Annotated in this window: 8 protein-coding genes; 7 read left to right on the forward strand and 1 reads right to left on the reverse strand. The window is 67.9% G+C overall.

All coding sequences use genetic code 11. The features are described 5' to 3' along the window. Window positions 1-316: 316 nt before the first annotated feature. Window positions 317-1,111 (reverse strand): SDR family oxidoreductase, encoded by a 795-nt coding sequence (locus AC1VV3_RS22300; protein ID WP_482962534.1) that lies wholly within the window; start codon window positions 1,109-1,111, stop codon window positions 317-319. A gap of 743 nt (window positions 1,112-1,854) precedes the next feature. Here AC1VV3_RS22300 and AC1VV3_RS22305 point away from each other — a divergent pair. The 7 genes from AC1VV3_RS22305 (at window position 1,855) to AC1VV3_RS22335 (ending at window position 12,603) form a co-directional block, all read left to right on the forward strand. Continuing rightward, window positions 1,855-4,272: a TonB-dependent receptor gene (locus AC1VV3_RS22305; RefSeq protein ID WP_482962535.1), complete on the forward strand. Its 2,418-nt coding sequence runs from the start codon at window positions 1,855-1,857 to the stop codon at window positions 4,270-4,272. Between the two features lie 28 nt (window positions 4,273-4,300). After that, window positions 4,301-5,692: an MFS transporter gene (locus tag AC1VV3_RS22310; protein WP_134093328.1), complete on the forward strand. Its 1,392-nt coding sequence runs from the start codon at window positions 4,301-4,303 to the stop codon at window positions 5,690-5,692. A gap of 62 nt (window positions 5,693-5,754) precedes the next feature. Continuing rightward, window positions 5,755-6,708, forward strand: coding sequence for a TauD/TfdA dioxygenase family protein (locus AC1VV3_RS22315; protein WP_132267732.1), 954 nt, complete (start codon window positions 5,755-5,757; stop codon window positions 6,706-6,708). 81 nt (window positions 6,709-6,789) lie between these two features. After that, a complete protein-coding gene (locus AC1VV3_RS22320; RefSeq protein ID WP_482962536.1) occupies window positions 6,790-8,487 on the forward strand; it encodes an arylsulfatase in 1,698 nt (565 codons plus the stop codon). Between the two features lie 295 nt (window positions 8,488-8,782). Next, a complete protein-coding gene (locus AC1VV3_RS22325; protein ID WP_482962537.1) occupies window positions 8,783-9,982 on the forward strand; it encodes a glycosyltransferase in 1,200 nt (399 codons plus the stop codon). After that, window positions 9,979-11,187, forward strand: coding sequence for a glycosyltransferase family 4 protein (locus tag AC1VV3_RS22330; protein WP_482962538.1), 1,209 nt, complete (start codon window positions 9,979-9,981; stop codon window positions 11,185-11,187). The genes AC1VV3_RS22325 and AC1VV3_RS22330 overlap by 4 nt, the downstream gene beginning before the upstream one ends. A gap of 72 nt (window positions 11,188-11,259) precedes the next feature. Further along, window positions 11,260-12,603, forward strand: coding sequence for an O-antigen ligase family protein (locus AC1VV3_RS22335; RefSeq protein ID WP_132267738.1), 1,344 nt, complete (start codon window positions 11,260-11,262; stop codon window positions 12,601-12,603). Window positions 12,604-12,726 lie beyond the last annotated feature (123 nt).

The raw sequence follows: 12,726 nt of genomic DNA on the forward strand, positions 1-12,726 counted from the left end.
GGGATTTCGGCAAATGAGGAAATGAAACCTGCTGTTGCGTTCCGCGCAACTCGCACGCAATTCCGGCATTTTTCCGTGGCGGATCGCCGGGCAATCTGCGCGAACCCTTGCACTTTCCTCAATGCCGAAACGGGGCTTCATTAAGGCTTCGCGCGCGGCGGAGAGGGCGAAAGCCCGCGATAAACCAAGGGTTTTGCTTTAATGGCCAGGCCGCGTCGGCGTCGGACCCGGCCGCAGACCTCTGCCCGGCAATCGTTTCAGGCAGTCGCACGAACCGCAAGTTTCGCAGCGGGCGTCAGCCCGCACCAAATGCCGCTCAGAAATGCGCCAGATAGCCGCCGTCCACACCGAGCACCTGCCCGGTGACGTAACTGGCCGCATCCGAAGCCAGGAAGACCACTGGCCCCACCACTTCCTCGGGCCGCCCCCAGCGGCCGAGCGAGGTGCGGCGGGCAAGGTGCGCGGCCACTTCGGGGTCGGCAACCATGGCCGCATTGGCCTCCGTGGCGAAATAGCCGGGTGCCACGGCATTGACCGTAATGCCGCGCGGACCGAGTTCCGCCGCCAGCGCGCGGGTCATGGCGTCCAGCCCGCCCTTGGCCATGGTATAGGCGGCGTCGCCAGAGCGGGCGATCTGTCCGGCGATCGAGGTGATGTTGATGATCCGCCCGCCCCCGCCCATGCCCGGCGCCAGCAGGCGGGCCAGATCGAAAGGCGCGACGAGGTTGACCTCCAGCATCATCCGCACGGCCTCGCGGTCAAGCGCCTCCATCGGCCTGCGGTCGCGGCGACCGGCATTGTTGACGAGAATGTCGATCCTGCCCAACCCTTCCAGCGCGGCGCGGGCGGCATCGCCATCCGCCAGGTCGAAAGCTGCGGTTGCCGCCGCGCCGCCGGCATCGGCGATCTCCTGCCGCAGGCTGTCGAGCGTCGCGATGCCCCGGCCGTGCAGCACGACGCGCGCGCCCGCCCGCGACAGGCCAAGCGCGATCTCACGCCCGAAACCGCCGCCGGCGCCGGTCACGAGGGCCGAGCGCCCTTCCAGCGGGAAGGCTCGGGAAAGGCCGGGACTCGCAGGCGCAGCGCCGGGGGAATGGGAAAAAGACGTCATGATCCTCCGTTACAATCGCGGCTCTTTCGGAACCAGCCCTCTCCTTACGGAGTAAGGGTGCGCCCTTGGAAGTGGCGCAAAGCCGCTGCAAACCGTTGAATCCGCGCGGATAGAGCCCCGGACAAGCCTCGCCCCGAAATCCCTGCCATTGGCCGCAATAGAAAACCTTGCGCTTGACCCTCCTTTCTCAACCAAATAACTAGACAAGCACACCGCACGGCGTCGGATGACCAGGCCGATCGTGCATATCCAGGGTTTCTTGGTCCGCGGCATTTGATGGGAAGCAGCTTGCTCCGCGTTACCAACCGCTAAAGCGCGCGATGCTCAGGCGACAGCGCCAGGCGTCGTGTTCCCCTCACGCCAACGATGAGGTGATACGATGCAGACCATGACTCCGCGCGGCTGACGCGCAACGGCCATGACCCCGCGCGCCTGACGCGCATCACGGGCTGACCAGCGGGAATTCACAGGACCAGCCGACCACGGCGGCCCCCGGAAACCCGCGTCCTTCACAGCAGACCCACGCGCCCGGCGCCGGAACCATGCGGTTCCGCGTGGAGGGATCGTGCGTCCCCGATCCGGTTTTTCCGGGCCTCAACGCAGGCTCCGGCCGTCCTCTGGCGCCCTGAACACGGGCCGACCCCGGCATGGCCGCCTGCCCCGAACCCAACCGCTTCAAATCCGCAGAAATTCACGCCCGACGACAGATCGGCGCGCACTCATGACAACAGGGATCCAGTTGAATGTTTCGCAGTTTCGTCACCGCCACCAGTCCGCTTGCGCTCACGGTTTCGCTGCTGGCCGCACCGGCTTTCGCCAACGAATCCGTAGCAGCGGAGACGGCGCCCGCCAGCGCCGCGCCTGAAGCCGCCGCTCTCGATACCGCAGCAGAGGCGAACAGCGGCGAGGCCATTGTCGTCACCGCATCGCGCCGCCGCGACGAGAACGTGCAGGACGTGCCGGTCGCCATCAGCGTCATCAGCGCCGCCACCCTGGAAAAGCGCGGAGACTATACGCTCGGCTCCATTTCGCAGCAGGTGCCCAGCCTTCAGGTCATCACCTACAACGCGCGCAACACCAACATCAACATTCGCGGCCTCGGCTCCAACATCTCGCTCACCAACGACGGGCTGGAGAACGGCGTCGGCTTCTACATCGACAACGTCTACTACGGCCGCGTCGGCCTGGCGCAGTTCGACCTTGTCGACCTTCAGGGCATCGAAGTGCTGCGCGGCCCCCAGGGCACGCTGTTCGGCAAGAACACGACCTCGGGCGTGATCAACGTCACTTCCCGGAAACCGACGTTCGATCCCGAACTCACGGCCGAAGCGAGCATCGGCAATTACGGCTTCTACCAGTTCCGCGCTTCGGGCTCTGCAGGGATCTTCAAGGACCTGCTGGCGGTGCGCCTTTCGGGTGCGATCAGCGAGAACGACGGGTTCCTCTGGAACAAGACCACCAACCGCCGCGCGCAGGACTACCTGAACAAGTCCATCCGCGGGCAACTGCTGTTCACGCCCGATCCGGACTTCGAAGTCCGCATCATCGGCGACTATGCCAAGCAGAAGCAGAACCACGTCCTCAACGTCTTCGCCGGCCTGCACACCACTTACACGGACGGTACCACCATCGCCAACAACTGGGCCCAGCGCGCCGCGCGGTTCCCCGGCTATACCCTGCCCAGCTTCGACGCCTTCGACCGCGTGGGCGAGGCGGACAGCCACTATCAGTCCAACATGGCCGGCTACGGCGTTTCGGGCGAGGTCAACTGGAACCTCGGCAATGCCGCGCTGACCGCGATCACCGCCTATCGCTGGTGGGACTGGAACCCCGCCAACGACGGCGACAGCACCTCGCTGCCGATCGTCACCAAGGCCCAGCAGGCCAACCGCCAGCGCCAGTTCAGCCAGGAAATCCGCCTGGCCTCCAAGGGCGGCGGCAGCTTCGACTATGTGGTCGGCGCCTATTATTTCTGGCAGATCGTGCGCGGCTACGGCGCCTCGCGCTATGGCCCCGCCGCGGCCCTGTGGAACCTGCCGGCCGCCAACCAGACGATCGCCAATGCGGCGCTGGACGGGTTCGAATCCAATTCCACCTCCACCCCGGAAACCAAGACCATCGCCGTGTTCGGCCAGACCGACTGGCACATCAACGATGCCCTGACGCTCACCACCGGCCTGCGCTTCACGCATGAGAAGAAGGAAGGCGCCTACGCCCAGTACTGGGTCGACGGTGCCGACATCTCCGGCTTCACCGCCGCGCAGCAAGCGGCGATCAACGCCATCCGCACCCAGTTCAACCCGGTGACCAGCTATGCCACCAGCTTCACCAACAACAGCCTTTCCGGCCTGGTCACGCTGAACTGGAAGGTCGCGCCGGACATCAACGTCTATGGGACCTATTCGCGCGGCAACAAGTCGGGCGGGCTCAACTTGTCCGTCCTGCCTGCCGGCGTCGATCCCGACGTGAAGCCGGAGAAAGTCGACGCCTTCGAACTGGGCTTCAAGTCCCAGTTCCTCGATCGCCGCGCCACCTTCAACGCCGCCGCGTTCTGGACCGAGATCAGCGACTACCAGACCACCATCACCGACCTGCCGGTGGGCGCCGTGGTGGGCCGCCAATATATCTCGAACATTCCCAAGGTCCGTTCGCGCGGCCTGGAAGGCGAACTGGCCGTGGCGGCCACTGACAACCTCAACTTCAATGCCTCGGCGACTTATACCGACGCCACTTACATCACTTACAAGAACGCCCCGCAGGCCTTCGAACGGCAGAACCAGGGCGCGATCCAGGACCTTTCCGGCGAGCGCCTGCCCGGCGTGCCCAAGTTCGCCTGGACCATCGGCGCGGACTTCAGCACCGCACTCGGCGATCTCGGCGGCAAGGAACTGGGGCTCTATGCCCATGCCGACTACGCCTACCGCAGCAATTTCAACACTTCGGCCTCGAATTCGGCCTGGGCGCAAATCCCCGGCTTCGGCCTGGCCAACGGCCGCATCGGGCTGAGGACGGACGACGGCCTCTGGGACTTCTCGATCTGGGCCAAGAACCTGTTCGACAAGAACTACTACGTCAGCCTCAGCGCCGCCAACACCGGCGCGGTCACTGCCCAGCTGGGCGAGCCGCGCACGTTCGGCGCCACCCTTCGCACCAAGCTCTGATCCCGCTCCCAACCAGGAGGCGCCAGCCATGATCCACGAGAGATTTCCTTCATCGCCGCCACGACAGGAACGACTTGATGGCTGGCGCCTCCTGCGCTTCACCGCCATGTCCGTGCCGATCTACGCCGCCGCGCAGCCGGTCATGGCCTTCGTGCCGGCCATCCTCTCGCGCCACTATGCCATTCCGCTGGCGGGGCTGGGGCTGGTCTACCTGATCGGCCAGGTAGTGAACTCGCTGCTGGACCCGGTGATCGGCGCGCTGAGCGACCGTACCGTCAGCCGGTTCGGGCGCAGGCGGCCGTGGATCGCGGCCGGCGGGCTGCTGTTCATCGTGGGCAGCACCATGCTGTTCTTCCCGCCCGAGGGCGCCAGCCTCACCTGGGTGGGGATCGGCGTGCTCTGCTATTACACCGGGGCCTCCGCCACCCAGACCACCTTGCTGGCCTGGTCCGGCGAGATCAGCGGCGACTACGACCAGCGCACGCGGATCGCCTCGCAGTTCACGCTGCTGTCCTCCGCGGCGCTGGTGCTGACCCTGCTGCTGCCCGCCCTGGCCGACCAGTTCCGGCCGGACGACGGCCCGCTGCGCCTGACCCTGTTCGGCACCCTGGTGCTGGTCACCGCCGTGCCCGGCCTGCTGCTCACGCTGACCGCCGTGCCCGACCACAGCGCGCCTTCCGGTGCGGAGCCATTCGTGCTGCGCAAGACGTTGAAGGCGGTCTTCGGCAATCCCCTGCTGCTGCGCGTCCTGGCCGCGGACGCCGCGGTCACGGCCGGACAGGGCGTGCGTACCGCGCTGCTGCTGTTCATCGTCACCATCTATTTCCAGCGCCCGGAATGGGCCGCCGGGTTCTTCCTGCTCCAGTACTCCTTCGGCGTGCTGGCCGGGCCGATCTGGCGCCGCATCGGCCTGCGCCTCGGCAAGAGCCGCGCCGCCGTGCTGGCGGAGCTGACCCAGGCGGCCATCAACTTCGGCCTCGTGTTCCTGACGCCCGACCGTTTCGGCCTGATGATGGCGCTCGCCGTGGCGCAGGGCCTCTCGCAAGGCTCGGGCAACCTCATGCTGCGCTCGATGGTGGCAGACGTGGCCGACCTCCACCGCGCCGAGACCGGCGAGGACCGCGTGGGGCTCTACTATTCGGTATTCAGCGTCTCGATGAAGTTGGGCGGCGCCTTGGCTTTCGGGATCGCCCTGCCGCTGGTCACGGCCTTCGGCTTCGATCCCAAGGCCGCCACCAACACGCCCCAGGCGCTCGATGCCCTGCTGCTGGTCTTCGCGCTCGGCCCGGCGCTGGCCCACACCCTGGCCGCCGCGCTGGTGGCGGGCTTCCCGCTCGACGCCGGCCGCCACGCCGAAATCCGCCGCCAGATCCAGGCGCGCGAGGACGTCTACGCCGCCGCCGCCGTCCCTGCCGAATGACCTTCCCGACCCCTGTTTTCACGAAGCCCGTTCCCCGTTTTCACGAAGAAGGAGTAACTGCCATGACTTCGATTGCCACTTACGCCAATGCCAAGGATCCCGCCTCCCCGCTCGACGTGGCGCCGATCACCGGCACCATCGGCGCCGAGATCCGGGGCGTGACGCTCTCCGGCGATCTCGACGGCCCGACCGTGCAGGCCATCAAGGACGCGCTCGTCCGCCACAAGGTGATTTTCTTCCGCGGCCAGCACGAACTGGACGACCAGCGCCACGAGGCTTTCGCCTCGCTGTTCGGCGAGCCGGTCGCTCACCCGACCGTGCCGGTGGCCGAAGGATCGCGCTACCTGCTCGAACTCGACAGCAAGGAAGGCTACGCCGCCTCCAGCTGGCATACCGACGTGACGTTCACCGATGCCTATCCGGCCGGCTCCATCCTGCGCGCGATCACCATTCCCGAAGCGGGCGGGGACACCGTCTGGGCCAATACCGAGACTGCCTACGAAGGCCTGCCGGAAAGCCTGCGCCAGCTTGTGAACACGCTCTGGGCGGTCCACTCGAACGATTACGACTATGCCGCCGTGCTGGGCAATGCGCCGAAGGATGACGAGGCCGCCCAGAACCGCACGCAGTTCCAGAAGAACATCTTCGCCTCGACCGTTTACGAGACCGAGCACCCGCTGGTTCGCGTCCATCCGGTCTCGGGCCAGCGCAGCCTGCTGCTCGGCCATTTCGTGAAGCGCATCGCCGGGCTGAACCAGGCGGATTCGGCGCGGATCTTCTCGATCCTTCAGGAACACATCACGCGCCCCGAGAACGTCGTGCGCTGGCGCTGGCAGCCGGGCGACGTGGCCTTCTGGGACAACCAGGCGACCCAGCACCGCGCCGTGGCCGACTTCGGCCTCCAGCGCCGCACCCTGCGCCGCGCGACGATCGCCGGCACGGTGCCGGTCGCCATCGACGGACGCCAGAGCCGCACGACCCGGAAGGAAAAGGCCACCACTTACGAACCGGCCTGATCCCTCACACCCTGTACGGGCCGTTGACTGCCCGCGCCGCGCGCTTCCGCCGCGGCGCGGGATTTTTCCAAGGACATATCGATGAAATCCAAGCGTTTCGCTTTCGCCGCCGCTTTCGGCGCAGCCCTGCTCGCCACCACCGTAACCCCGGCGTTGGCGCAAACCGCTCCGGCGCCGTCCGGTCCTGCGGGCCAGGTTCCCGCGCAAGCCCGCCCGAACTTCCTGGTCATCATCGCCGACGACCTCGGCTTTTCCGATGTCGGCGCCTTTGGCAGCGAGATCGCCACCCCCAACCTCGACCGGCTGGCGCTGGACGGGCTGCGGCTGACGGGCTTCCACACCGCGCCCACATGCTCGCCCACGCGCTCGATGCTGCTGTCCGGCACGGACAACCACCGCGCCGGGCTGGGCAGCATGGCGGAACTCACCGCCCCCAACCAGAAGGGCAAACCCGGCTATGAAGGCTATCTCAGCCGCGATGTCGCCAGCCTGGCCGAGCGCCTGTCCGCGGGCGGCTATCGCACGCTGCTTTCGGGCAAGTGGCACCTGGGCCTGACCCCGGACCTCGATCCCCATGCGCGCGGCTTCCAGCACAGCTTCGCGCTGCTGCAGGGCGGCGCCAACCACTATGGCCGCGACCAGTCCGCCGAACCCGGCAAGGGCGCGACCTATACCCGCGACGGCAAGGTCCTGGCCTCGCTCGACAAGGATTTCTACTCGTCGGATGCCTATGCCACGAACCTGATCGCGGAATTGCAGCAGAGCCGCCGCGAGAGCCCCGACAAGCCGTTCTTCGCCTATCTCGCCTTCACCGCGCCGCACTGGCCGCTCCAGGCGCCCGCCGAAGACGTCGCGCGCCAGAGCGGCAAGTACGACCTGGGCTTCGACGAGATCCGCAGCCGCCGCCTCGCCCGGCAGGAGCAGCTCGGGATCCTGGCCAAGGGTACGGCCGCGCACAGCGTGCGCGCCCCGCGCGGCGGCTGGGATTCGCTGTCTGCGGCGGACAAGCGCGAAGCCGCACGCGACATGGAGATCTATGCCGCCATGGTCGAGCGCATGGATCGCAATGTCGGCCGCGTGATCGAGGAACTGCGCGCCAGCGGCGAACTCGACAATACCGTGATCGTGTTCCTGGCCGACAACGGCGCGGAGGGCCTCGATTATCGCACGACCGGCGCGAAAATGCTCGGCAGCCGGGTTGCCGAGGCGGACAACAGCTTCGCCAATCGCGGCAAGGCGAACTCCTACATCACGTACGGCCCGGAATGGGCGCAGGCCGGCACCGCGCCCTCGTGGCTGACCAAGGCCTATGCCTCGGAAGGCGGCACCCGCACCGTGGCCTTCGTCCATGCCAGGGGGCTGGCCCACGCGCGGGGCGTGGGCAGTGCCTATGTCAGCGTGGCCGACATCGCGCCGACCCTGCTCGACTATGCGGGCGTGCCCGCCGCCGGCACCACGTTCCAGGGCCGCACCGTCCTGCCGATCACCGGCAAGAGCGCGCGTCCCTGGCTGGAGGGCAAGGCCGCCGCGGTCCACGCCGCCGACGAGCCGCTGGGCACCGAACTGTTCGGCAGCCGCGCCTTGCGCAAGGGCGACTGGAAAGTGACCGACATCGGCGACGGCCAGTGGCGCCTCTTCGACATCGCCCGCGACCCCGGCGAAACCCGCGACCTCTCCGCCGCGAACCCGGACAAGCTGCGCGAACTGACGGCCGCCTGGGACGATTATGCCAAGGCCAATGGCGTGATCCTGCCCACCGAGGCGCTCTACCGCCCCTGAGCCGCCCCGCGCAGGAGGGGGCGGGACGGATCGCCGCCCCCTCCCTGCGCTCTCCCTCTCCTGCCCTCCCCCCTCACCGTGACGCGCGCGGCGAAGCGATCCCCGGCGCGGGGCGGGAGAGACTTGCCCCGGCTCCTGGCGGCAAACGAGAAAGATCAGGCTTTTCAACAGGCCGCGCCCGGCAATATGGGTGCCGCGCCATACCCCCGATGGGCCACGCGCTGGCCCTTTTGTTGAATCGCTCCCGCGCCATGCGCTGGCTACGCTGCACCTGCTCAAAGCCACGAGAGGTCGCATGCGTTCTGAATCGCCGCTTCGCGCGCTCTTCGTCATCAATTCGCTCGCCGGCGGCGGGGCAGAGCGCGTGTTCACCACCCTGGTGGACCAGCTCAGCCGCCGCCCGGACGAAATCGCCATCACCGTCGCCCTGCTCGATAACGAGGCGGAAGAGGCCTACCGCCTGCCCGCCGGCGTCACGGTGGAGCGCCTAGACGCGCGCGGCGGGCTGCTGCGCAGCATCACCCAGACCCGCAAGCTCGTGCGGCGGCTGCGGCCGGACGTGACGCTCTCGTTCCTCTCACGCGCCAATGTCGCCGCGATCGTCGCCATGCGCCGCACCGGCGGCGCGGCGATCATCAGCGAGCGGGTGAACACCACCGCCCACCTCCGGAGCGGCCGTCTCGCCTTCCTCAGCCGCCTCCTGATCCGCAACACCTACCCCGCCGCCCGGCGCATCATCGCCGTCTCCCAAGGCGTCGCCCGCACGCTGGAGAGCGACTTCGACGTGGAGCCGCAGCGCATCTCGGTGATCTACAACCCGGTGGACACCGCGCATATCCACGCGCTGGCCGCGCAGGAACCGGCCATCCCGGTCACCGCGCGGGACTTCGTGACGATGGGCCGGCTGGTGGACAACAAGAACACCGCCATGGCCATCCGCGCGTTGGCGGAAATAGGGACGGTAACGGGGGCGGGAGCGGGGGCCGAAGCGGGATCCGGCAACCTGATCGTGCTGGGCGAAGGTCCCTTGCGGGAAGACCTGATCCGGCTGGCGGCCGGGCTGGGCCTGGCCGATCGCGTGCATTTCCCGGGCTTCCTCGCCAATCCCTACGCCGTGCTGGCGCGGGCGGGATGTTACCTGCTCACGTCCTATGCCGAAGGTTTTCCCAATGCCATGATGGAGGCCATGGCGGTCGGCCTGCCGGTCGTCGCCACCGATTGCCCTTCGGGACCGGCGGAAATCCTGGAGGTCGAGCTGGACGGCGCGCGTTCGGTCATGGGCCATGGCGGCGCTCTCGTGGCGCCCGACGATCATGCCGCCATGGCGCGCTGCATGGCCGAGATGATGGGGCCGCGCCATGCGGAACTGTCGGCCGCGGCCGCCCGGCGCGCCGCCGCCTTCTCGGTGGAAAGCGCGGTCGAGCGGTTCCGGACGGCGCTGATGGAGGCCGCCCCGGCGCCTGCCGCAAGGCAGGCACAGGCGGTGCGGCCATGAAAGTCTGCGTTACCGGCCTGCGCGGCATCCCCGGCGTCATGGGCGGGGTGGAGACCCACTGCGAGGAACTCCTGCCCCGCATCGCCGCCATGGAGCCCGAGATCGAGATCGAGGTCTGCTGCCGCGCGCCCTATGTCGATCCGGCGATCACCAGTTTTCGCCACGTCGCGCTGAAGCCGCTCTATTCCCCCACCGGCCGCATCAGCGAGGCGCTTGTCTCGACGTTCGTGGGCATCGTCCACGCGCGCCTTCACGGCGCCGACGCCGTGCATATCCACGCGGTCGGCCCCGCGCTGCTGGCCCCTTTCGCCCGCCTGCTCGGCCTGCGCGTGCTGCTGACTCACCACGGCGCCGACTACGACCGCGAGAAATGGGGCCGCGGCGCCAAGCTCATGCTCAAGCTGGGCGAGTGGCTGGGCGTGCAATCGGCCGACCGCGTGGTCTGCGTCTCGCCCTCGCTCGCCGCCCGCATGCGCGAGCGCTACCCGGCGCGGGCCGAGCGCGTGGAGTTCATTCCCAACGGCGTCAGCACGATGCCCCCCTCTCCCCAGAGCGACGAGGACGTGCTGGCCGAACTGGACCTGCGCGCGCAGGACTATGTCCTCTGCGTGGCGCGGCTGGTGCCGGAAAAGGGCATCCACTACCTGGTGGAGGCCTTCCGCCGCAGCGGAGACGGTCTCGGCACGGACGGTTCTGGCAGGGATGGGCGCACCCTGGTGATCGCCGGGGCGGGCCGCAAGGACGATCGCTATGCGCAGGACCTGCTCGCCATGGCGGAGCCGCGCATCCGCTTCCTGGGCATGGTGCCGCGCCCCCGGCTGGGCGTGCTGCTGCGCAATACCGCGCTTTTCGTGCTGCCCTCCTTCCATGAGGGCCTGCCCATCGCCGCGCTGGAGGCGCTGGCCTGCGGCTGCCCGGTCCTGCTCAGCGACATCCAGCCCAACCTCGACCTCGGCCTGCCCGCCGACCGCTACTTCCCGGTCGGGGACGTCAACGCCCTCGCCGCGCGTCTCGGCGCGGAAGACCGGCCGCAAACCGGCCCGCAGGACGAGGAAAGCGCGGGCGATCCCCCGCCCGAGACATTGCCCGAGACATTGCCCGAAACATTGCTCGACTGGGACGAAGTGGCCCGGCGCACGGCCGCCGCCTACCGCAAGCTCAAGACCCGCAAGTGGCTCAGCCATGCCCTTACCCCTGCAAGCTGAGGCCCTCCCGCCGATCCCGGCCCGGACCGGCGCCACGGCCGAAGCGCCCCTAGACCGCGACCGGAGCACGCCATGCTGGCACTGACATCGGGCAGCCCGCCCATCCCGATCTTCCTGCTCCTGCCCACGATGATGCTCTACTGCGTGCTCGTGGTGGTGCTCTGCCTGCAGGTGCGCGCTTCGGCGCGGTTCCTGATCGTGGCTTTCGCGATGCGCCTGGCGATGTCCGCGATGCCGCGCTTCGCCTTTTCCTCCAGCCCGGCGGGACTGAGCTGGAACGCGCTGGCCTCGGTGGTGCTGGTGGGCGTGGGCGCGCTGCTGCTCCTGCGCAGCCGCGCCGTGCCGCTGATCCTGGCGCCGATCGCGCCGCTGCTCATGGTCATCGCCATGAGCGCCGTGCTTAACGGCGAGATCTCCGGCTCGGTCGAGAGCCTGGTGAAATACGCCTATCTCGCGATCATCGCCCTCACCGCCTACGACGCCTTCGTGATCGACGGCGCCGGCAAAGTGCTGCTGCGGCTGCTGTTCACGTTCCTGCTTCCCCTGATGCTCCAGGGCTTCAGCATCGTGCTCGGCATCGCCAAGGCCACCGAAAGCGACGGCTCCACGTCCTACATCGGCGGCTACAACCACGAGGCCAGCTTCTCGATCATCCTCCTGACGGGGCTGCTCACCGCGATCCTCAACCCGCGGCTGCGCGCGCTCTACAAGCTGGGGATCGCCGTCGTCTGCCTTGGCGGGATCCTGGCCGCCAACTACCGCACCGCCATCATCACCGCCGGACCGCTGATGCTGGGCCTGTTCATCGCCGCGATCGTGGGCGGGGTCCGCCCCAGCCAGAGGCCGATCGCCGGCATCCTGGGCTGGCTGCTGGTGCTCTCCGCCGTGCCGATCGTGCCGATCGTCGCCGGGGACCGCTTCGATGCGGTCAAGACCGTGTGGGACAATCCGGCCATCATCATGAAGGCCCCGGCCGACTTCAGCCGCGCCGACACGCAGGTCCTCTCGGGCCGCCTGCTGCTCTGGAGCCAGTACATCACCGCCTGGGATGCCGGCACGCCGCGCCAGCACATGCTGGGCTTCGGCGCCAATGCCTGGGAAGGCCGCTATCGCTACTATGCCCATAACACCCTGGTCTCCACGCTTTACGAGCTGGGTGTCCTGGGGGTGGCGGCCATGCTGCTGCTCTGGAGCTGGATGGTGTTCCTGGCCGCCACGGCGCGCACACCCGCGCGGTTCACGCTGGTGATGGCGCATCTCGGGTTCTTCCTGCTCAACATGGCGACGATGCCGTTCTGGATGATCGAGGGCCTGCTGTTCTACGGCCTGCTCTGCGGTTTCACGGTTCACGCCAACCTTCAGGGCCGCGCTGCGAAACGGTCCGTCGCAAATCCCGCAGCGCTCCGCCCCGTTTGAGGACATTTCGCCCGCCCCGCCAGTTGTGCTTCAAGTTCACCTGGGCAAGTAGCCCAAAAGAACTAAGCCATACGGATGAGACTATTCGTCATGGTCCTGTCAATAAAACGCGATCAAGCGCCT

Source organism: Novosphingobium sp. BL-S-34, assembly GCF_056857015.1.